The 22,183-nt window shown below is 59.9% G+C and carries 18 protein-coding genes; 9 read left to right on the top strand and 9 right to left on the bottom strand.

What is annotated here, in order from left to right:
- Nucleotides 1–9: 9 nt before the first annotated feature.
- The 4 genes from gatB to IB245_RS12525 all read left to right on the top strand — a co-directional run bounded on the left by gatB (nucleotide 10) and on the right by IB245_RS12525 (nucleotide 3,465).
- Nucleotides 10–1,455 carry an Asp-tRNA(Asn)/Glu-tRNA(Gln) amidotransferase subunit GatB gene (gene gatB, locus IB245_RS12540; protein ID WP_008026871.1) on the top strand — a complete coding sequence of 482 codons (1,446 nt, stop codon included), beginning with the start codon at nucleotides 10–12 and terminating at the stop codon, nucleotides 1,453–1,455.
- Between the two features lie 149 nt (nucleotides 1,456–1,604).
- Nucleotides 1,605–1,976, top strand: a complete 372-nt coding sequence (locus tag IB245_RS12535; RefSeq protein ID WP_008037420.1) for a septal ring lytic transglycosylase RlpA family protein — start codon at nucleotides 1,605–1,607, stop codon at nucleotides 1,974–1,976.
- A 50-nt stretch (nucleotides 1,977–2,026) separates the two neighbouring features.
- Nucleotides 2,027–3,088, top strand: coding sequence for a calcium/sodium antiporter (locus tag IB245_RS12530; protein WP_008037426.1), 1,062 nt, complete (start codon nucleotides 2,027–2,029; stop codon nucleotides 3,086–3,088).
- Nucleotides 3,085–3,465: a carboxymuconolactone decarboxylase family protein gene (locus IB245_RS12525; RefSeq protein ID WP_008026864.1), complete on the top strand. Its 381-nt coding sequence runs from the start codon at nucleotides 3,085–3,087 to the stop codon at nucleotides 3,463–3,465. Before IB245_RS12530 ends, IB245_RS12525 begins: the two co-directional genes overlap by 4 nt.
- A gap of 108 nt (nucleotides 3,466–3,573) precedes the next feature.
- Here IB245_RS12525 and IB245_RS12520 read toward each other — a convergent pair whose 3' ends face one another.
- The 5 genes from IB245_RS12520 to kdgD form a co-directional block, all read right to left on the bottom strand.
- Nucleotides 3,574–4,515, bottom strand: coding sequence for an AEC family transporter (locus tag IB245_RS12520; protein ID WP_192227725.1), 942 nt, complete (start codon nucleotides 4,513–4,515; stop codon nucleotides 3,574–3,576).
- 159 nt (nucleotides 4,516–4,674) lie between these two features.
- Nucleotides 4,675–6,228, bottom strand: a complete 1,554-nt coding sequence (garD, locus tag IB245_RS12515) for a galactarate dehydratase (protein ID WP_008037432.1) — start codon at nucleotides 6,226–6,228, stop codon at nucleotides 4,675–4,677.
- A gap of 11 nt (nucleotides 6,229–6,239) precedes the next feature.
- On the bottom strand, nucleotides 6,240–7,700 hold the full coding sequence (locus IB245_RS12510) for an MFS transporter (RefSeq protein ID WP_192227815.1): 1,461 nt from the start codon (nucleotides 7,698–7,700) through the stop codon (nucleotides 6,240–6,242).
- A gap of 60 nt (nucleotides 7,701–7,760) precedes the next feature.
- Entirely contained in the window at nucleotides 7,761–9,206 is a 1,446-nt protein-coding gene (locus IB245_RS12505) for an aldehyde dehydrogenase family protein (protein ID WP_008026857.1), read from the bottom strand.
- 59 nt (nucleotides 9,207–9,265) lie between these two features.
- Nucleotides 9,266–10,177 (bottom strand): 5-dehydro-4-deoxyglucarate dehydratase, encoded by a 912-nt coding sequence (kdgD, locus tag IB245_RS12500; RefSeq protein ID WP_192227724.1) that lies wholly within the window; start codon nucleotides 10,175–10,177, stop codon nucleotides 9,266–9,268.
- A gap of 249 nt (nucleotides 10,178–10,426) precedes the next feature.
- Between kdgD and IB245_RS12495 the strand changes: the two genes are divergently transcribed.
- Nucleotides 10,427–11,731 carry a phospholipase gene (locus IB245_RS12495; RefSeq protein WP_192227723.1) on the top strand — a complete coding sequence of 435 codons (1,305 nt, stop codon included), beginning with the start codon at nucleotides 10,427–10,429 and terminating at the stop codon, nucleotides 11,729–11,731.
- Nucleotides 11,732–11,745: 14 nt separating this feature from the next.
- Complete coding sequence (locus IB245_RS12490) at nucleotides 11,746–11,937, top strand: hypothetical protein (protein ID WP_192227722.1); 192 nt, start codon at nucleotides 11,746–11,748, stop codon at nucleotides 11,935–11,937.
- A 154-nt stretch (nucleotides 11,938–12,091) separates the two neighbouring features.
- On the opposite strand, the gene IB245_RS12485 is transcribed toward IB245_RS12490, so the two are convergent.
- From IB245_RS12485 to IB245_RS12470, 4 genes are all read right to left on the bottom strand, one after another.
- Complete coding sequence (locus tag IB245_RS12485) at nucleotides 12,092–12,841, bottom strand: FadR/GntR family transcriptional regulator (protein WP_031318393.1); 750 nt, start codon at nucleotides 12,839–12,841, stop codon at nucleotides 12,092–12,094.
- 210 nt (nucleotides 12,842–13,051) lie between these two features.
- Nucleotides 13,052–14,779 carry an ABC transporter ATP-binding protein/permease gene (locus IB245_RS12480; protein ID WP_192227721.1) on the bottom strand — a complete coding sequence of 576 codons (1,728 nt, stop codon included), beginning with the start codon at nucleotides 14,777–14,779 and terminating at the stop codon, nucleotides 13,052–13,054.
- Nucleotides 14,780–14,876: 97 nt separating this feature from the next.
- Entirely contained in the window at nucleotides 14,877–15,437 is a 561-nt protein-coding gene (locus IB245_RS12475) for a response regulator transcription factor (protein ID WP_008026845.1), read from the bottom strand.
- Complete coding sequence (locus IB245_RS12470; RefSeq protein WP_008037438.1) at nucleotides 15,430–16,692, bottom strand: ATP-binding protein; 1,263 nt, start codon at nucleotides 16,690–16,692, stop codon at nucleotides 15,430–15,432. Before IB245_RS12470 ends, IB245_RS12475 begins: the two co-directional genes overlap by 8 nt.
- A 326-nt stretch (nucleotides 16,693–17,018) precedes the next feature.
- On the opposite strand from IB245_RS12470, the gene IB245_RS12465 reads away from it, so the two are divergent.
- From IB245_RS12465 to IB245_RS12455, 3 genes are all read left to right on the top strand, one after another.
- Nucleotides 17,019–17,735: an SIMPL domain-containing protein gene (locus IB245_RS12465; RefSeq protein ID WP_008037440.1), complete on the top strand. Its 717-nt coding sequence runs from the start codon at nucleotides 17,019–17,021 to the stop codon at nucleotides 17,733–17,735.
- A gap of 851 nt (nucleotides 17,736–18,586) precedes the next feature.
- The gene (locus IB245_RS12460) at nucleotides 18,587–20,188 is read left to right on the top strand and encodes an ABC transporter substrate-binding protein (RefSeq protein WP_192227720.1); all 1,602 of its coding nucleotides are present in this window, start codon (nucleotides 18,587–18,589) and stop codon (nucleotides 20,186–20,188) included.
- A gap of 258 nt (nucleotides 20,189–20,446) precedes the next feature.
- A complete protein-coding gene (locus tag IB245_RS12455) occupies nucleotides 20,447–22,072 on the top strand; it encodes an ABC transporter substrate-binding protein (RefSeq protein WP_008036270.1) in 1,626 nt (541 codons plus the stop codon).
- Nucleotides 22,073–22,183: the final 111 nt, after the last annotated feature.

Here is a 22,183-nt window from a genome sequence, read left to right as displayed (position 1 = left end):
GAGAAACACATGCAATGGGAAGTCGTGATCGGGCTGGAGATTCACACCCAGCTCACCACCCGGTCGAAAATCTTTTCCGGTAGCTCCACCACTTTCGGTTCCGAGCCGAACACCCAGGCCAGCCTGGTTGACCTCGGCATGCCTGGCGTCTTGCCAGTGCTGAACCAGGAAGCGGTGCGCATGGCCGTGATGTTCGGCCTCGCTATCGATGCCGAGATCGGCCAGCACAACGTGTTCGCCCGTAAAAACTATTTCTACCCGGACCTGCCCAAGGGCTACCAGATCAGCCAGATGGAATTGCCGATTGTCGGCAAGGGCCACCTGGACATCGCCCTTGAAGACGGTACGGTCAAACGCGTTGGCATCACCCGCGCGCACCTGGAAGAAGACGCCGGTAAAAGCCTGCACGAAGAGTTCAACGGTGCCACCGGCATCGACCTGAACCGCGCCGGCACGCCGCTGCTGGAAATCGTTTCCGAGCCGGACATGCGCAGCGCCAAGGAAGCCGTGGCTTACGTCAAGGCTGTCCACGCGCTGGTACGCTACCTGGGCATCTGTGACGGCAACATGGCCGAAGGTTCGCTGCGTTGCGACTGCAACGTATCGATCCGTCCGAAAGGCCAGGCTGAGTTCGGCACGCGTTGCGAGATCAAGAACGTCAACTCGTTCCGCTTCATCGAGAAGGCGATCAACACCGAAGTGCAGCGTCAGATCGAACTGATCGAAGACGGCGGCAAGGTGATCCAGCAGACTCGCCTGTACGACCCGAACAAGGACGAAACCCGTCCGATGCGCAGCAAAGAGGAAGCCAACGACTACCGTTACTTCCCCGATCCGGACCTGCTGCCGGTGGTCATCGAGAACTCGTTCCTCGACGACGTGCGCGCCACCCTGCCGGAATTGCCACCGCAGAAACGCGAGCGTTTCCAGGAGCAGTTCGGTCTGTCGGTCTACGACGCCAGCGTCCTGGCCACCAGCCGCGAGCAAGCCGATTACTTCGAGAAAGTCGCGAGCATTGGCGGCGACGCCAAACTGGCGGCCAACTGGGTCATGGTTGAACTGGGCAGCCTGTTGAACAAACAAGGCCTGGACATCGATCAGTCGCCGGTTTCGGCCGAGCAACTGGGCGGCATGCTGCTGCGCATCAAGGACAACACCATCTCCGGCAAAATCGCCAAAGTGGTGTTTGAAGCGATGGCCAACGGTGAAGGCAGCGCGGACGAGATCATCGACAAGCGCGGCTTGAAGCAAGTGACCGACACCGGCGCGATCTCGGCGGTGCTGGACGAAATGCTCGCGGCCAACGCCGAGCAAGTCGAACAATACCGCGCGGCAGACGAAGCCAAACGCGGCAAGATGTTCGGCTTCTTCGTCGGCCAGGCCATGAAAGCCTCCAAAGGCAAGGCCAACCCGCAACAGGTCAACGAACTGCTGAAAAGCAAGCTCGAAGGCTGATGAGCATGGAGCCAGTATTCAAGCCTGGCTCTACCCCCTGTGGGAGCGGGCTTGCTCGCGAAAGCGGTAAAACAGTCAACATCGATGTTGAATGTGATACCGCTTTCGCGAGCAAGCCCGCTCCCACATTTGTATGTGGATACCTTTGAATGAAACGTCTACTGGGGGCCTGCGCCCTGTTGTCTTTACTGGCCGGTTGCGCCAGCACCGATGTCGTCGATCCTCACGGTTACGACCAGACAGGCGTGGCGTCCTACTACGGCGCCAAACACCAGGGCAAACGCACCGCCAGCGGTGAACGTTTCGACAAAAATTCCATGACCGCCGCCCATCGCCAACTACCCTTTGGTACGCGGGTGAAGGTCACCAATCTGAAAAACGACAAATCCTGTGTAGTCCGCATCAATGATCGCGGGCCGCACACTCGCGGGCGCCTGATCGACTTGTCTCACGAAGCCGCCGAGCAACTGGGCATGATCAAAAGCGGCACCGCACGGGTTCGCGTGCAAGCCCTCGACTGACTCACGGAGCCCCGACCATTTTCGGACTTGCCGACTTACCCTTGCTCAGCGTGATTGAACTGCTCAGCGGCCTGGTTCTACTGATCGCCGGTGCCGAACTGATGGTGCGCGCCGCCGTGCGCGTGGCCGCGCGACTGCACGTTCGACCGTTGATCATCGGTCTGACCATCGTCGCCCTCGGCAGCAGCGCACCGCAGATGGCCGTCAGCCTGCAAGCCACGCTGGCGCAGAACGCCGACATCGCCGTCGGCAGCGTGATCGGCAGCAGTATCTTCAACATTCTCGTCACCCTCGGGCTTTCGGCGCTGATCATCCCGCTGCGGGTCTCGCGACAACTGGTGCGCCTCGATATCCCACTGATGATCGGCGCCAGCCTGCTGGTGTTCGTCCTGGCATGGAATGAAGAACTGACCCGGGTCGACGGCGTCCTGCTATTGGCGGCGCTGATGGTGTATCTGGGCCTGCTGCTGCGCCAGTCGCGGCATTCGGCACGTCCACAAACGAGCCCGCATGAAGGCCCTGAAGTTCCGTGGTTCAGCAGCCTGCTGATGATCGTCGCGGGCCTGGCGATGCTGATCTACGCCGGGCATTTGCTGCTGGGCGCCGCGGTGTCGGTCGCCACGGATCTGGGGCTGTCGGAACGGATCATCGGCCTGACCATCGTCGCCGTCAGCACTTCGTTGCCGGAACTGGCGACCTCGTTGATCGCGGCATTGCGTGGCCAGCGCGACATCGCCGTAGGCAACGTGATCGGCAGCAACCTGTTCAACCTGTTGGGCGTGCTGGGCGTTACCGCACTGATCGCGCCGTCGCCGCTGTCGGTCTCGCCCAACGCGCTGGATTTCGACTTGCCGGTGATGCTCGGCGTCGCGGCGCTGTGCCTGCCGGTGTTCTATTCCGGCTACCGGGTGACCCGCGCCGAAGGTCTGCTGTTTTTGGGTTTGTACCTGGCTTACGGTCTGCACGTGGTGTCGTTCACCACCGGCATGCCGCTGGCCGGCAAGCTTGAACACCTGATGCTGTTTTTCGTCCTGCCGGCGCTGTTGGCGTTTTTGCTGTTCACGTCGCTGCGCGCCTGGCGTCGCCAACACCACAAGAAGGAATTGCCATGACCGACAATAAAAAAACCGGCGTTGAAGTCCGCCGCCAAGTGATGGGCGACGCGTTCGTCGATCGCGCATTGGGCAATGCCACCGAGTTCACCCAGCCGTTGCAGGATTTCGTCAATGAACACGCCTGGGGCAGTGTGTGGAGTCGCGAAGGGTTGCCGCTGAAAACCCGCAGCCTGATCACCCTCGCCGCGCTGACCGCGTTGAAGTGCCCGCAGGAATTGAAAGGCCACGTGCGCGGCGCGCTGAACAATGGCTGCACCGTGGAAGAGATTCGCGAGGCACTGCTGCATTGCGCGGTGTATGCCGGTGTGCCGGCGGCGATCGATGCGTTTCGGGCGGCGCAGGAAGTGATCGATAGCTATCAGAAGCCGGAGTAAGCAGGTCCGCCGCTTTCGCGGGCAAGCCTCGCTCCTACACGTTCGATGACCTTCTGTAGGAGCGAGGCTCGCCCGCGAATGGATCTAAAGCGCACAGAGAATCTGAAGCTAGATCCACCCACCCCACTGCAACAAAAAGATCCCGATATTGGTGGTCACCGCCGCCATCAGCGTGGTGATCACAATGATCGCCGCCGCCAGTTCATGATTGCCATCGGCCTGACGCGCCATGACAAAACTGGCCGCCGCGGTCGGGCTGCCGAAGTACAGGAACAGAATCCCCAACTCCGCCCCGCGAAAACCCCAGAGCCATGCGCCCAGCGTCGCCAGCACCGGCAGGCCGATCATCTTCACCAGGCTGGAGCTGAGCGCCATGTGGCCGCTTTTGCGCATCGCCGCCAGCGACAGCGTGCCGCCGATGCAGATCAACGCCAAGGGCAACGTGGTTTGCGCCAGGTACTGCCCGGACTTCTCCAGCCAGCCCGGCAAGGCAATATTGAAATACGCAAACGGCGCCGCCGCAAACACGCTGATGATCAGCGGGTTGTTCATCACGCTTTTGCAGATACTCCACGGGTCGGACTTGATCACCGGGCTGTACACCGCCAGCACAATGGTCGACAGCGTGTTGTAAAACAGGATCACCAGTGCCGCGAGAATCGCGCCGAGGGAAATTCCGTAATCGCCGTACATGCTCGCTGCCAGCGCGAGGCCGATAACGCCGTTGTTGCCGCGAAACGCACCCTGGGTGTAAATCCCGCGGTCTTCACGCGGGCACTTCCAGATCGCCCAGCCCCAGGCGATGGCGAAGCTGACCAGCGTGGCAATCGAAAAATAGATCAGCAGCGACGGTTGCAGCGCGGCGTGCAAGTCGGCATGCAGGATGCCCAGAAACAGCAACGCCGGCATGGTGACGTTGAACACCAGAGCCGACGCTGTGTGGATGAAATTGTCGTTGATCCAGTTGATACGCTTTAGCAGCACGCCCAGAAACAGCATGGCAAACACCGGCGCGGTGATGTTCAGGGTTTCGAGGAAGATAGCCAGCATGCCGGGGGTCACCTTGGGTGGGCGTCGTTAGGGGGCTAATGATAAGCCACCCAGGGCGTTGGCGTCTGGTAGAAAGCCTTCGCGGGCAAGCCTCGCTCCTACAGGTTCGGTGATCTTCTGTAGGAGCGAGGCTTGCCCGCGAAGAACGATGACGCGGTCTTACGTGATCGGCGCCGGGTTGAACAGGGTAATGTCGTTATGCAGCTTGTGCCGCTCCGACCACGTCTGCTTCTTCCCGCTGGCCACGTCCAGGTAGTAGTGAAACAACTCCCAGCCGAGATCCTCGATCGACGCTCGTCCGGTCGCAATCCGTCCGGCATCGATGTCGATCAGGTCCGGCCAGCGCTGCGCCAGTTCGGTCCGGGTCGACACCTTCACCACTGGCGCCATCGCCAGGCCATACGGCGTGCCACGCCCGGTGGTGAACACGTGCAGGTTCATCCCGGCCGCCAGTTGCAACGTCCCGCAGACAAAATCGCTGGCCGGGGTCGCGCAGAAAATCAGGCCTTTGCGCTTGAAGCGCTCGCCAGGGCCCAGCACGCCGTTGATCGCGCTGCTGCCGGATTTGACGATCGACCCAAGGGATTTCTCGACAATGTTCGACAACCCGCCCTTCTTGTTGCCCGGCGTGGTGTTGGCGCTGCGATCCGCTTCGCCCTTGGCCAGGTAACGGTCGTACCAGTCCATTTCCCGCACCAGTTCCTGAGCGACTTCCTCGGTTTCGGCGCGGGACGTCAGCAGGTAAATCGCGTCGCGCACTTCGGTGACTTCGGAAAACATCACCGTCGCACCGGCACGCAGCAACAGGTCAGAGGCGTAACCCAGCGCCGGGTTGGCGGTGATGCCGGAGAACGCATCGCTGCCACCACACTGCATGCCGAGAATCAGCTCGGACGCCGGCACGGTTTCCCGGCGACGTTGATCGAGCTTCTTCAAACGGGTCTCGGCCAGGGCCATGATCTGCTCGATCATTTCGGTGAAACCGTGACTCGAATCCTGCAAGCGATACAACCACGGATCGCTCAAATCCACCGAGCTGTCGTTCTCGTGCATCACCTGCCCGGCCTGCAATTTCTCGCAGCCCAGACTGATCACCAGCGCTTCGCCGCCCAGGTTCGGATTGCGCGCCAGGTTGCGCACGGTGCGGATCGGGATGTACGCGTCGGTGGCGGTAATTGCCACGCCGCAGCCGTAGCTGTGAGTCAACGCGACCACGTCATCGACGTTCGGGTACTTGGGCAGCAACTCGTCCTTGATGCGCTTGACCGCATGATCCAGAACGCCGGTGACGCACTGCACCGTGGTGGTAATCCCGAGAATGTTACGCGTGCCGACGGTGCCGTCGGCGTTGCGATAACCCTCGAACGTAAAGCCTTCCAGCGGTGCCTGCGCCGCCGGCACCTCGGTGGACAGCGGCAAGCTGTCCAGCGGTGGCGCGGTGGGCATGCGCAGTTGATCTTCCTTGACCCAACTGCCGCGCGGAATCGGCTGCAACGCGTAGCCAATGGTCTGGCCGTAACGAATCACCTGGCCGCCCTCGGGAATGTCCTCGAGGGTGACCTTGTGGCTCTGCGGCACGAAGTCCACGGTGACCAGGCCATCGGGAAACTCGGTGCCCGCCGGCACGCCCTGATCGTTGACCACGATCACGACGTTGTCTCGCTCGTGCAGGCGGATGTAGCGCGGCGAGTCGGAATGTTCAATCAACTGCATGACGCCGCTCCTCAGGAATGCGCTTGTGACAATTTGTTGTTTGTTTCAGGGCCGCTGACCGGTGGCTCTTTGAGCACCACACGTTTGATCGGGCCAACGATCACCAGGTAGCTGAACACTGCAACCAGTGCGTTGCAACCGACAAACACCAGCGCCCATTTGAACGAACCGGTGGAGCTGATGATGTAGCCGATGACGATCGGCGTGGTAATCGACGCGATGTTGCCGAAGGTGTTGAACAGGCCACCGCTGAGACCGGCGATCTGTTTTGGCGAGGTGTCGGACACCACGGCCCAACCCAGTGCACCCACGCCTTTGCCGAAGAATGCCAAGGCCATGAAGCCCACGACCATCCATTCAACATCGACATAGTTGCAAGCCACGATGCTGCTGGAGACCAGCAGGCCCGCGATGATCGGCGCCTTGCGAGCGAAGGTCAGTGAATGGCCCTTGCGCAGCAGGTAGTCGGAAATCACCCCACCGAGCACACCACCGATGAAGCCGCAGATCGCCGGCAACGAGGCGATGAAACCAGCCTTGAGGATGGTCATGCCGCGTTCTTGCACCAGGTATACCGGGAACCAGGTCAGGAAGAAGTAGGTGATGCCGTTGATGCAGTATTGGCCCAGGTACACGCCGAGCATCATGCGGTTGGTCAGCAACTGGCGGATGTAATCCCACTTCGGACCGTCGCTTTTTTTGCCTTTGCCTTTGTCCTGGTCCATATCGACCATGCCGCCGTTGTCGGCGATGTGTTTGAACTCGGCGTCGTTGATCATCGGGTGCTGGCGCGGGCTGTAGATCACCTTCAGCCAGATGCCCGAGAAGATGATGCCGATCACGCCCATCACGATGAACACGTGCTGCCAGCCGAAGCTGTAGACGATCCAGCCCATCAGCGGCGCGAACAACACGGTGGCAAAGTACTGCGCCGAGTTGAAGATCGCCGAGGCGGTGCCGCGTTCAGCGGTCGGGAACCAGGCGGCCACGATGCGTGCGTTACCGGGGAAGGACGGCGCTTCGGCCAGGCCCACCAGGAAGCGCAGCATGAACAGCGCAACCACTGCCGTGGACATGCCGAACTCGCCGACATAGCCCTGCAGCACGGTGAACAATGACCAGGTGAAAATGCTCAGCGCATAGATTTTTTTCGAGCCGAAACGGTCCAGCAGCCATCCACCGGGAATTTGCCCGGCCACGTAGGCCCAACCGAATGCGGAGAAGATGTAACCGAGGGTGACCGCGTCGATGCCGAGGTCTTTTTGCAGGCTGGAGCCGGCGATTGCGATGGTTGCCCGGTCGGCGTAGTTGATCGTGGTCACCAGAAAAAGCATGAGCAAAATCAAATAGCGGACGTGGGTCGGCTTGGTCGCTTGCATGTAGATGTACTCCCACTGATTATTTTTATGCGGGTAATAACGGTTTTGTTTTTTGTGGGAGCTGGCCTGCCAGCGATGCGGACACTTCGGTATGTCAGTCACACCGCGGTGATGCCATCGCTGGCAGGCCAGCTCCCACAGGTATTGCGTAAATCAGGAACCGATGTAGGAGGTTTTTACGACCGTGTAGAACTCTTGCGCGTAGCGACCTTGCTCGCGGGAACCATAGGATGAACCTTTACGCCCACCGAATGGAACGTGGTAATCCACGCCCGCCGTCGGCAGGTTGACCATCACCATCCCGGCCTGGGAGTGGCGTTTGAAGTGGTTGGCGTACTTCAGCGACGTGGTGGCGATGCCCGCCGACAGACCGAATTCGGTGTCGTTGGCCATGGCCAGTGCAGCGTCGTAATCCGCCACGCGAACGATGTTGGCCACCGGGCCGAAGATCTCTTCGCGGCTGATGCGCATCGCCGCTTCGCTGTCGGCAAACAGCGTAGGCGCGAGGTAGTAACCTTCGGTGTCGCAGGTCACCAGACCGCCGCCGCTGACCAGACGTGCACCTTCGGACTGGCCGATGTCGATGTACTTCATGTCCTGTTCAAGCTGAGCTTGCGAGACCACCGGACCGATGTCGGTGCCGGTTTTCAGCGCGTGGCCAACCTTGATCGACTTCATGCGTTCGGCCATCGCTTCGACGAACTTGTCGTGGATGCCGGCAGTGACGATGAAGCGGCTGGAAGCGGTGCAACGCTGGCCGGTGGAGTAGAACGCGCTCTGTACCGACAGTTCGACCGCTTGCTTGAGGTCGGCGTCGTCGAGGATGATCTGCGGGTTCTTGCCACCCATTTCCAGCTGAACCTTGGCCTGGCGCGACACGCAGCTGACGGCGATCTGACGACCGACACCGACGGAACCGGTGAAGCTGATGCCATCGACTTTCGGGCTCTGAACCATTGCATCGCCAACCACGCGACCGCTGCCCATCACCAGGTTGAACACGCCGGCCGGGAAGCCTGCGCGGGAGATGATTTCAGCCAGCGCCCAGGCACAACCCGGCACCAGATCCGCCGGCTTCAGCACGACGCAGTTGCCGTAGGCCAGGGCCGGGGCGATTTTCCACGCCGGGATGGCGATCGGGAAGTTCCACGGGGTGATCAGGCCAACCACGCCCAAGGCTTCGCGAGTGACTTCGACGTTGACGCCCGGACGTACCGACGGCAAGTAGTCGCCGGACAGACGCAGGGTTTCACCGGCGAAGAACTTGAAGATGTTACCGGCACGGGTCACTTCGCCGATGGCTTCAGGCAGGGTCTTGCCCTCTTCCCGAGCCAGCAAGGTGCCGAGTTCTTCGCGGCGAGCGAGGATTTCAGTACCGACTTTATCCAGCGAGTCGTGGCGGGCTTGAATGCCCGAGGTCGACCAGGCCGGGAACGCAGCGCGAGCGGCGTCGATGGCGGCGTGGACCTGGGCCAGATCAGCCTTGGCGTATTCACCGATGGTGTCGGTCAGTTCGGACGGGTTGATGTTGGCGCAGTATTCACTGCCGGCAACCCATTCACCGTTGATGTAGTTATCGAAACGCTTTGTATCAGCCACAACAATCTCCTCACGCAAAAGGCCGCTGATTGCTCAGCGGCCTTGTTTAATCGGGTGTGTTACTGCGCACCTTGCTTGTCGATCAGCGCGGCGAGCATTTCGTACTCTTCGCCGGTCAGATCGGTCAGCGGCGCACGCACAGGACCTGCGTCATAGCCGGCAATTTTCGCACCCGCCTTGACGATGCTCACTGCGTAACCGGATTTGCGGTTACGGATGTCCAGGTACGGCAGGAAGAAGTCGTCGATGATCTTGCCGACGGCGGCGTGATCTTCGCGAGCGATGGCGTGGTAGAAATCCATCGCGGTTTTCGGGATGAAGTTGAACACCGCCGAGGAGTAAACCGGTACGCCCAAGGCCTTGTAGGCAGCGGCGTAGACTTCGGCGGTCGGCAAACCACCCAGGTAGCTGAAGCGATCGCCGAGGCGACGACGGATCGACACCATCAGCTCGATATCGCCCAGGCCATCCTTGTAGCCGATCAGGTTCGGGCAGCGCTCGGCCAGGCGTTCCAGCAGCGGCGCGGTCAGGCGGCAGACGTTGCGGTTGTAAACCACCACGCCGATCTTCACCGATTTGCACACGGCTTCAACGTGGGCGGCAACGCCGTCCTGGCTGGCTTCGGTCAGGTAGTGCGGCAGCAGCAACAGGCCTTTGGCGCCCAGACGCTCGGCTTCCTGTGCGTATTCGATGGCTTGACGGGTCGAACCGCCAACGCCGGCCAGAATCGGCACGCTGGTTTCGCAGGTGTCGACGGCAGTCTTGATGATTTCCGAATATTCGCTGGCCGCCAGGGAGAAGAACTCACCGGTGCCGCCTGCGGCGAACAGAGCCGAGGCGCCGTATGGGGCCAGCCATTCGAGACGCTTGATGTAGCCCGCGCGATTGAAGTCGCCCTGAGCATTGAAATCGGTAACCGGGAAAGACAACAGACCGGAAGAGAGGATGGACTTCAGTTCTTGTGGATTCATTATTCGAACACCCTGGGTAGCAACGTTTGTTTATGTGTGTGTGTGAGAAAACCGTTCAGCCTGCGCCGAAGTTGTAGGTCATCGTACAACTTAAAAAACAACCGTCAACTGCATTTCATCGCCGCACCCAAAATTTATGCGTCGGAAAAGTATTTTCTTGACGTAGGAAAGATCTCCTCTATGCTCTGAACAACTGTATATACATACAGTTATCTTGAAACATACCGACGACATATCAAGGAGATAGAAATGTCAGGTCTACACACAAAAACTCAGGAAAAACCAAAACAGGTCATTGCTGGCCTGGATGATCTGTTCACCGAAAACGGCATCGCCATCAAGGGCAATGACCATCTGGTCCTGCGCCTCGACGAGCACCGGACCGACACCCACCAGCCATCCGCCCCTGCATCCGGCAACGCCTTGAAAGGCAAGCCACAGCTGAGGTTCGAAGGTGGTGAACACACCGCCATCGGCGATAACACGCTGCTGCGTTTCGTCAAGGATGCACCGGCGATAACAGCCTCGCAGGTCGAGTTGCATTTGCCTAACGGCCTGGCCCTGACGTATGGGCAGGTTGTTGCACTGGGCGGTGATTTCTATGGAATCCCGGACAAACCGGTCAGCGAAGGCGCAACCGCTGCCGACCGGATCCAGCGCTTTACCGAGACCTTCAATTCCCTGGCGGTGCTGCCGGCGTCAAATGCCGAAGCGAAGCTGATCCTCGGCGTCATGCAGAAGGAAATCGCCGCGGTTAAACAGGCGATAAAGGACGGCAAACAGCCCCACGAGGCGTATGACGCATTGGGTGATACGTTGTCGGAAGAGTGGAACAAGATCACCGGCGGCGGCAGTTTCGTCTCGGCCCTGTATCCATTGGGCCGCTACCTGAAACTGGCCGCCAACAATGCTGACCACTTCGCCGAGTGGGCACTGCTGGCCTACATCGCCGGGCATACGGCGGCATTGCAACAAGCGGTGGTCGCCCACAACAGTGGCGATGACGCGTCGCTGGAACTGGCTTACGCGATGAACGCTTTCGCCGATCACTACCTGACCGACCTGTTTTCCGCCGGCCACCTGCGGGTGCCGCGCAAACAGTTGGCAGCGGTGGTCACGCCGAGTGACCTGGGCTCGTTGATTACCCGCTTCATGCACGACGAAGACAGCAAGTTCGGCCTCAATGTGCGCAACGGTGACGGCGTTCAATGGCACGCTTATGGCGACAAGCGCTACTTCGATGCAATCGACAGCGCCAATCGCGCCCAGGTCAATCTAGCGGTCCAGGTGTCGGCGGATGAAATTTTCGCGACGTACCTCAGCGGCATCGCCCCGTCGCCCGGCAGTTTCGCAGCGTTGAAAAAACTGCCTGACCTGCAAGCGGTACTGAACCCGACAGGCAATTTCTCGCCGCTGTTCAAGGTCGAGGGCAACAAGGTGTTGCGGCGCAAGGACGTCAATAACCTGAATGACACCGCCACCGTCGATGACTGGTGGGGCTGGAGCACTTACCTGCTGCTCAAGGATTACAACCCGACTGGCAACGTGGCCTGATAAGGAGATCGATGATGACTATCAAACTGAAACTGGAATTGGCTTCGGGCGATTCGCTGAAGGGTGCGCCGCTGGAATTGCTGGCTGATGGCAAAGCCATTGCCAAGGCGGTGGTGGGCAAGCATGGGGATGTGGTGTTCGATGCCAAGCCCGGTGCAGGTCGGTTGGCGGTGAGGGTGGATCGTTCGATTCTTCGTGCTGGCTGACGCTGTGGTGTAACGGCCGCAGGACTCATCGCCAGCAAGCCGGCTCCTACAGGATTGTCGTCGTACACAAAATTTGCGTATGACACAGTTCCTGTAGGAGCCGGCTTGCCGGCGATAGCGGTCTGTCAGGCGACAGATCAACCCAATTGGAAACCTACCCCCGCTGCGCCTCAGCCTCTTCATGCGCATGACGCAACCGCTCGCGGCTGTTCGTCAGATGCAAGCGCATCGCCGCCCGCGCCGCATCGGAATCCTGACGTGCAATCGCATCGTAAATCTCTTCGTGCTCACGGCTCAGGCGACTCATGTAGTGCTGTTGGTCGTCATGGGCCAGGCGTGCCGAGTTCAGGCGCGTACGCGGAATGATGCTGGTGCCCAGGTGGGTCATGATGTCGGTGAAGTAGCGGTTGCCGGTCGACAGCGCGATTTGCAGGTGGAACTGGAAGTCCGAGGCCACCGCATCGCTGGCGTGGGCCGCGCTTTCGTTCAAGGCGTCCAGAGCGGCGCGCATCAACGCCAACTGCTCAGGGCTGCGACGTTGCGCAGCAAGCCCCGCGGATTCCACTTCGAGGCTGATACGCAGCTCCAGAATCGCCAGCACATCACGCAGCGTCACCACCGTCGCCGGGTCGATACGGAAACCGCTCGGGCTCGGTGTATCGAGCACGAAGGTGCCGATGCCGTGGCGGGTTTCCACCTGCCCGGCCGCCTGCAAACGGGAAATCGCCTCGCGCACCACGGTGCGGCTGACGCCATGGGCATCCATGATCGCCGACTCGGTGGGCAATTTGTCGCCGCGCTTGAGGTGACCATCGCGGATCTGCTCGGACAGCACCGTCACCAATTCCTGTGCGAGGCTGCGGCGCTTGCGAGGGAGGCGTGGTGCGTCGATCGGGTTTTCCATGGTGAACGTCTGTCTCGAAAAATTCGGCTGAAACCGCATCATAGCTCAACGCGGTTGTACGATCACCATCACCCCTTTGTAGGAGCGAGCGGTGCGGCGATCCGACTTGCCCGCGAAGGCCGTTACGCGGATTGTAATTAAGACCGCGTCATCGTTCTTCGCGGGCAAGTCGGATCGCCGCACCGCTCGTTCCTACAGGGATTGTGGTGGTTATGCGGTTACGGCCTGGTCCACCAGATGGCCGTTGTCGATGCGCACATGCCGTGGATGGAAGCGTTTCAGGCTGCTGCGGTGCCCGACGCTGACAATGCTGAGCCCCGGAATCTCATCGATCAACGCCTGATACAGCGAAGCTTCATCCTCTTCATCCATCGCCGAAGTCGCTTCGTCCATGTACAGCCATTGCGGCGCATAAAGCAGCGCACGGGCAAAGGCCAGACGTTGCTGTTCGCCCGGCGAAAGCATGCGTTGCCAGTGATTCGCTTCATCCAGGCGCGAAACCAGGTGTGGCAAACGACAGGTTTCCAGCACGTGAACGTAGCGTTCCTGCGGATAGGTCTCGCCAGGCTGTGGATAACTCAACACCTCGCGCAGCGTGCCAATCGGCAGATAAGGCTTTTGCGGCAGGAACAAATAGCGCGCCGCCGGCAGACGAATGCTGCCATGGCCTGTTGGCCACAAATGCCCCATCGCTCGCAGCAACGTGGACTTGCCACTGCCGGAACGGCCGCTGAGCATCACGCGCTCGCCCTCCTCCACGGTCATGTCGGCATTGGTCAGCAGATGCCGACCGTCCGCCAGATCGAGGCCCAGGTTGTGAATCTTCAACCCATTACCCTGATTCTGTACGTCGATGGCTGGCGCGCGCTCTTCGTTGTCGGTCATGGCCTGACGGAAACTCAGCAGACGATCACAAGTGGCACGCCATGAGGCGAGGTTCTGGTACGCACTGATAAACCAGCTGAAACTCTCCTGCACATTGCCGAACGCCGAACTGATTTGCATCAGATCACCGAGTTCGATCTTGCCAGCGAAATAACGTGGGGCAGCGACCATGAACGGAAAGATGATGGCGGCCTGTTGGTAACCTGCGGTAAAGAACGTCAGACGCTTGGACACCTTCATGATGTCCCAGAAGTTGTGCCAGACCAGCCCGAAGCGGTGGCTCAAGCGACGATTCTCATTGGGTTCGCCGTTGTACAGCGCAATGGTCTCGGCATTTTCGCGAACCCGTACCATGGAGAAACGCAGGTCGGCTTCAAAGCGTTGTTGTTGGTTGTTCAGGCCGATCAGGCGACGACCGATCAGATGCGTCAGCCAGCTACCGATCACGGCATACACCAGCACACACCAGAACATGTAGCCGGGGATGGTGAAACCGAACACTTCGATACTGCCCGACACGCCCCACAGAATGATCGAGAACGACACCAGGCTGACAATGTTGCGCAGCAAACCGATGCCCAGTTCCAGGGTATTGGAGGTGAAGTTGTTGAGGTCTTCGGAAATCCGCTGGTCCGGGTTATCGGTGTAACCGCCCTGCTCCAGCTGGTAGTAATTCTTGTTGCCGAGCCAGCGGGCGAAATGCTTTTCCGTGAGCCAGGCACGCCAGCGGATGGTCAGCATCTGCGTCAGATAGAGCCGGTAAACGGCACCGATGATCGCCACCGCCGCAATCCCGCAGAAATACAGAATCAGCTGCCAGAACGCGGCTTCGTCCTTCTTCTGCAGAGCGTTGTAGAAGTCCTTGTACCAGGTGTTGAACCACACCGAGAGCCCCACGCTGATCAACGACAACGCGATCACCGCGATCAGTAGTGTCCAGGCCTTGACCTTCTCTTCGCTTTGCCAATAAGGCGTGATCATCGCCCAGACTTTGCGAAAAAACTGCCCGCGCACGGCATCGTTGACCGCGGAATATTCAGCGTTCTGATTCATGGAAAAGGCTCGATAAAGAAAAGAACACGCACGAACCGATCATAGATGATCGGCTCGGTTTGTCGCGAGGCGCGGCCGGCATTTGTTCAGCGCAGGTTCAGCGACGAACGGGACGCTTTTGCAGTTTGCGCTGCAGCGTACGGCGGTGCATGCCCAAGGCGCGGGCAGTGGCGGAGATGTTGCCTTCGTGTTCGGTCAACACGCGCTGGATGTGTTCCCACTGCAAGCGGTCCACCGACATCGGGTTTTCCGGCACCAGGGAGTCGAGGTCGGCGTGCTCGGAGAGCAGCGCAGCAAGGACATCATCGGCATCCGCCGGTTTGCACAGGTAGTTGCAGGCACCGCGCTTGATCGCTTCGACAGCGGTGGCAATGCTCGAGTAACCGGTGAGGATCACCACGCGCATCTCCGGGTCGAGTTCGAGCAGTTTTGGCAGCAACACCAGGCCGGAATCGCCGTCCATTTTCAGGTCCAGCGCGGCGTAATCCGGGATATCGGCCTGGGCGATGGTCAGGCCTTCTTCGGCGGAGCCGGCGGTGCTGACGCGAAAACCACGGCGAGCCATGGCGCGCGCCATCACGCGGGTGAACGTGGCGTCGTCATCTACCAGCAGCAAATGCGGCAGTTCTTCGCCTTCGACTTGGATCTCTTCACTCATGTTCGTCTCCTCGGGCGACACGGGGCAGGCGCAGCTCGGTGAGCGTACCGCCTTCCTCATGACTGTAGAGTTTCACTGAGCCGCCGGCGCGTGTCACGCTGGCCTTGCTCAAAAACAGGCCCAGGCCGAAACCTTTGCCCTTGGTGGTAAAAAACGGTTTGCCGATCTGTTCGGCAATGGCCAGCGGCACACCGGCGCCGTGGTCGCGAATGCTGATGGTCAAGTCCTCGGCATTCCAGTCCAGCGTCACTTGCAGCCCTTCGGGGCATGCGTCAGCGGCGTTGTTCAACAAATTCAGCAGCGCCTGGGTCAGGTCCGGCGGCGGCGCCATGCGTGGCACGGTGCCTTGGCCCAGGCGCTGGAAGCGGTAACTGGCTTCCGGGCGCATCAAGTGCCAGCGGTTCAGCGCTTCGTCGAGCCAATCAGTGACGTCCTGCATCTCCACCGCCAAGCGGCGATTGGCCTCGGCGGCGCGCACCAGTTGCTGCAAGGTTTCTTTGCAGAGTTTGACCTGATCCTGCAGCACGCTGAGGTCGTCCTGCAACATCGGATCGTGATGGTCCCGGCGCATTTCCTTGAGCAGCACGCTCATGGTCGCCAGCGGCGTGCCCAGTTCATGGGCGGCACCGGCGGCTTCGGTCGCGACGGCCAGCAATTGCTGATCACGCAGGCCTTCTTCGCGACGGATGGCGCGCAGCTCTTCCTGCCGGCGCAGCTCCTCGGCCATGCGCGCGGCGAAAAAGGTGATGACCGCCGCGGCGAGGGCGAAGCTCAGCCACATCCCGTAGACCTGCAGGTTTTCCCGGGCAATCGGGAAGGTTTGCAGCGGATAGAAACCCGCCAGCAACAAGGTGTACATCGCCAGGGCGATGCCCGACAGAATCACCGAATAACGCCATGGCAACGTCACGGCGGCGATGGTCAGCGGCACCAGGTAATAAGAGACGAAGGGGTTGGTCGAGCCGCCGGAGAAATACAGCAAGGCGCTGTGGATAAACAGGTCGCAGGCCAGTTGCACGGCGTATTCGAGCTCGGTAACCGGCCAGGAGGTACGCAGCCGAATCGCCGTGAACGCGCACAGCAACATAGAGCAACCGAGGGTCGCGGCCAGTTGGAACCAAGGCAGCGGCAGCAAGTCGAGCCAGTAGGCCAGGCCCACGGAACCGGCCTGAGCGGCCAACACCAATGTGCGGATGAACGTCAGCCGCCAGAGATTCTGACGAGTTGCGGAAGTGATTTGAACGGGGGCGAGCATGAGCTCTCCTGATGAGCGCTCCAGGCAGATCGCACGGAGTATAACCAAGCACGGGGGCTGACAGGCAAAAGTGCGGCAAACGGCCACATGGCAGGAATATCAGCTGCGTCTATAAGGCCGCCTTCGCGGGCAAGTCGGATCGCCGCCCGCTCGCTCCTACAGGAAAATGCATTCTGGCGTAGGAGCGAGGCTTGCCCGCGAAGGCCGCGACGCGGTCAACCATCTGTATAGAAGTTGTAACTGTGCGAACCGGATCATTAAAGCTAGAGTCTGATGGTTTCACGCAGGCTCGGACCTAACCCCTGCGCACCGTCCAAGGAGTTTTCATGCACACTTTCCGCCGCAGCGCCGCCCTTCTCGCCCTCAGCGTTGGCACCGTCGCCAGCCTCCCGGCCATGGCCGCCGACGAGCTGCATTACAACCAGATTTCCCTGCGCGCCGAAGTCAGTCAGGAAGTTGCCCGCGACCTGATGATCGTGACCCTCTACACCGAAGAACAAAACACCGACCCGGCCAAACTCGCGGCCGATGTCAGCACCACCATGAACAAGGCGCTGGCCCAGGCCAAGCAAGTCAAAGACATCACCCTGCGCCAGGGCAGCCGCAACAGCTACCCGATCTACGACACCAAGGGCCAGAAAATCACTGGCTGGCGCGAGCGCGCCGAACTGCGCCTGGAAAGCTCCGATTTCGCCGCCCTGTCGAAACTGACCGGCGAACTGCTCACCGACCTGAAAATGGGCGGCATGGACTTCGCCATCGCCACGCCAACCCGCAAGGCCAGCGAAGACGCCCTGCTCAAAGACGCCGTGACCGCCTTCAAAGCCCGAGCACAACTGGCCACCGACGCGCTGGGCGGCAAGGGTTACAAAATCGTCAACCTGAACCTGAACAGCAACGGTTATCCACAACCGTACATGCGTGGGCCGATGATGATGAAAGCGGCCAGCATGGATGCCGCACCGGTTACGCCGGAAGTTGAAGCCGGCACCAGCCAGGTCAGCATGACGGCGGATGGGTCGATTGAAGTATTGATGCCTTGATTCGATAGCCCGTACACAGAAACGGCGATCACCATAGTGATCGCCGTTTTTTATGGCCCCGGAAAATCGACACCACCCGATCCTGTAGGAGCCGGCTTGCTGGCGAAAAATTCCGGATTTTGCGGCGCTGCTACGCACGCCATCGTCGGAACGCCGCCCGCAGCAAGCCGGCTCCTACAAAAGCTCGGGTACATCCGCGAAATCGGGTCGGCTGACAGGCCGCCATCGCCAGCAAGCCGGCTCCTACAAAGGTTCGGGTACATCCGCGAAATCAGGTTGGCTGACAGGCCGCCATCGCCGGCAAGCCGGCTCCTACAAAAGCAGGCCGGCGTACACCCGCTTCTCACCACTCATCAGGCCGAGCGTTAGCTCGCCTGCAGCTTTTGATTTTGATCTGCCCGCCCCTTCGGGAGGCCGAGTGGAGGTTCTGCGCAGTGGGCAGCCCGGCATGGATGCCGGGCTAGCCGCCCCCGGCCATGGATGGCCGATGGCGGCGGGCCCACGGAGCAGGACCGGAGCGAGGGAACGCCGAGCTTTAGCGAGGGGCCGGACGCCGGGGCGAGACCTTTTGGTTCCTTTTGGGGCGTTTGCCAAAAGGGACTCGCCGTAAGGGCGAAACCATAGGCGGCCGTTACCGCAGGAATGGATATGTACGCCCAAAAGGAAATTGGTCGGCCATAAGGCCGCCATCGCCAGCAAGCCGGCTCCTACATTTTGAACGTGCACACAACAGGCAACCAGCCTGAATATACCGAGATAGAGGGGTCCCCCTCACAAACGGATATTTCCGCCCACCCCGTCTACGACGCTACCCTGAGGAAAACACAGCGACCCAAACCCCCGGGGACTCCATGGAAAGAACCACCGTCAAACCACTCCTGCTCGCCCTAGCCCTCGCAACTACCGCCCCATTCGCACAAGCCGCCACCACCCTGGTCTACTGCTCCGAAGCCAGCCCCGCCGGCTTCGACCCCAGCCAATACACCAGCGGCACCGACTTCGACGCCTCGGCCGAAACCGTCTTCAACCGCCTCACCCAATTCAAACGCGGCGGCACCGAAGTCGAACCCGGGCTGGCGACAAACTGGGACGTGTCAAAAGACGGCCTCACCTACACCTTCCACCTGCGCAACGGCGTGAAATTCCACACCACCGACTATTTCACCCCGACCCGCGACTTCAACGCCGACGACGTGCTGTTCACCTTCCAGCGCCTGCTCGACCCGGAAAATGCGTTCCGCAAGGCCTATCCCGCCGAGTCCCCGTACTTCACCGATATGGACCTGAACAAAACGATCAAGAGCGTCGACAAAATCGACGAACACACCGTGCGCTTCAGCCTGAACAACATCGACGCCGCCTTCATCCAGAACCTGGCGATGAGTTTCGCTTCGGTGCAATCCGCCGAGTACGGCGCGCAATTGTTAAAGGAAGGCAAAGCGGCCGACATCAACCAGAAACCCGTCGGCACCGGCCCGTTCGTGTTCAAGCGTTATCAAAAGGACTCGCAGATCCGCTACGTCGCCAACAAGGCGTACTGGAAACCCGAGGACGTGAAAATCGACAACCTGGTGTTCTCGATCACCCCGGACGCCGCCGTGCGCTTGCAGAAACTCAAGACCGGCGAGTGCCAGGTCAGCGGTTACCCACGCCCGGCCGACATCGAGGTGATGGAGAAAGACCCGAACCTGCGCGTGCTCAAGCAGGCCGGGTTCAACCTCGGCTTCCTGGCCTACAACGTCACACACCCGCCACTGGACCAGCTCAAGGTGCGTCAGGCCCTGGACATGGCGATCGACAAACCGGCGATCATCAAGGCTGTCTACCAGAGTGCCGGGCAACTGGCGCAAAACGCCTTGCCACCGGCGCAATGGTCTTACGACCCGAGCATCAAGGATGCTTCCTACGACCCGACAAAAGCCCGGGCGCTACTGAAAGAAGCAGGGGTTGCACCCGGTACCACCATCAATTTGTGGGCCATGACCGTGCAGCGTGCCTCCAACCCCAATGCGCGGATGTCGGCGCAGATGATCCAGCAGGATTGGGAGAAGGTCGGCATCAAGGCCAACATCGTCAGCTATGAATGGGGCGAGTACATCAAGCGCGCCAAGAACGGCGAACACGACGCGATGATCTACGGCTGGACCGGCGACAACGGCGACCCCGACAACTGGCTCGGCGTGCTCTACAGCTGCGCGGCCGTGAAGGGCAGCAACTACGCCAAGTGGTGCGACCCGGCCTACGACAAACTCGTCCAGCAAGCCAAGGTGTCCACGGACAAACAGCAGCGGGTGAAACTGTATCAACAGGCCCAACAAATCCTTAAGCAACAGGTGCCTATCACGCCGATCGCCAACTCGACGGTGTTCCAGCCGCTGCGCAAGGAAGTCACCGACTTCAAGATCAGCCCGTTCGGCCTCACACCCTTCTATGGTGTGGGTATAAATAAGTAACACCGCGCGCCAACCGGGTGCGCCCAGCGCCCCGGTTGCCCTTCGTCAGTGCGTGGTTTGCACCGAAAAAAATACACGCAAACGGTCAAATGCGCGTCAATTTATACATATGCGACATTAAGGTACGTTCGTGCCACTGTTTAAGGCTTGTGGCCATTCAACATCTTGCATTGGGTATGGCCCCTGCATAAGTATCCGCAGGCACGACTCACGAGGTCGTCCTCAAATTCAAAAATGACAACAAATCATGAGGCCACCATGCTTAAACACGCGGTCATTCCGTTTTTAGTCGGCGCCAGCTTGTTAGCTGCCGCACCTTTCGCCCAAGCGGCGACTAACCTGGTGTTCTGCTCCGAAGGGAGCCCGGCCGGTTTTGATCCTGGTCAGTACACCACCGGAACCGACTTCGACGCCTCTGCCGAAACCATGTTCAACCGTCTGACTCAGTTCGAGCGCGGCGGCACCGCCGTTATTCCTGGTCTGGCGACCAAGTGGGACATCTCCGATGATGGCCTGACTTACACCTTCCACCTGCGTGAAGGCGTCAAGTTCCACACTACCCCGTACTTCAAGCCGACTCGCGAGTTCAACGCCGACGACGTGCTGTTCACCTTTAATCGCATGATTAACAAGGATGATCCGTTCCGTAAGGCGTACCCGACCGAATTCCCGTACTTCACCGACATGGGGATGGACACCAACATCACCAAGATCGATAAAGTCGACGACCACACCGTCAAGTTCACCCTCAAAGAAGTAGATGCCGCGTTCATCCAGAACATGGCCATGAGCTTCGCCTCGGTGCAGTCCGCCGAGTACGCAGCCCAGCTGCTCAAGGAAGGCAAAGCCGCCGACATCAACCAGAAGCCGGTCGGCACTGGTCCGTTCGTGTTCAAGAGCTACCAGAAAGACTCCAACATCCGCTACACCGGGAACAAGGACTACTGGAAGCCTGACGACGTCAAGATCGACAACCTGATCTTCGCCATCACCACCGACCCTTCGGTGCGTATCCAGAAGCTGAAAAAGGGCGAGTGCCAGATCACTCTGTTCCCGCGTCCGGCCGACCTGAAGGCGCTGAAAGAAGACAAAACCCTGAAGGTGCCTGACCAGGCCGGTTTCAACCTGGGTTACATCGCCTACAACGTGATGGACAAGATCAAGGGTGACGACAAGCCGAACCCGATGGCCCAACTGAAAGTGCGTCAGGCACTGGACATGGCCGTCAACAAACAACAGATCATCGACTCGGTTTACCAGGGTGCAGGTCAAAAGGCCGTCAACGCCATGCCGCCGACCCAGTGGTCTTACGACACCACCATCGTGGATGCTCCGTACAACCCTGAGAAAGCCAAGGAGCTGCTCAAGGAAGCCGGTGTGAAGGAAGGCACCGAAATCGTTCTATGGGCAATGCCGGTGCAGCGTCCGTACAACCCGAACGCCAAGCTGATGGCAGAAATGCTGCAGTCCGACTGGGCGAAGATCGGTATCAAGGCCAAAATCCAGAGCTACGAGTGGGGCGAGTACATCAAGCGCTCCAAAGGCGGCGAAAACGGCGCGATGCTGATTGGCTGGAGCGGCGACAACGGTGACCCGGACAACTGGCTGAACGTGCTGTTCGGCTGCGACTCGCTGCAAGGCAACAACTTCTCCAAGTGGTGCGACAAGAAGTTCGACGGCATCGTCAAAGAAGCCAAGCGCACGACCGACCAGGGCAAGCGCACCGAACTGTACAAGCAGGCGCAACACGTCCTCAAAGACGCTGTTCCAATGACACCTATCGCTCACTCGACGGTGTTCCAACCCATGCGCAACGAAGTGCAGGATTTCAAGATCAGCCCATTCGGCTTGAACTCCTTCTACGGCGTTAGCGTCAGCAAATAAGATTTGGCAACGGCGACGTTTTTGACGTCGCCGTTGCTTTTTCTACCGAGAAAGCAGGAAACAACCTACATCCTATTCCGCTGAGCATTACAGCTGCGGCGTCGGACGCGT

This window comes from Pseudomonas sp. PDM02 (assembly GCF_014852285.1).
Lineage (GTDB): Bacteria > Pseudomonadota > Gammaproteobacteria > Pseudomonadales > Pseudomonadaceae > Aquipseudomonas > Aquipseudomonas migulae.
The sequence above is the reverse complement of the archived record's forward strand: the minus strand, read 5'-3'. Positions and strand labels throughout refer to the sequence as shown.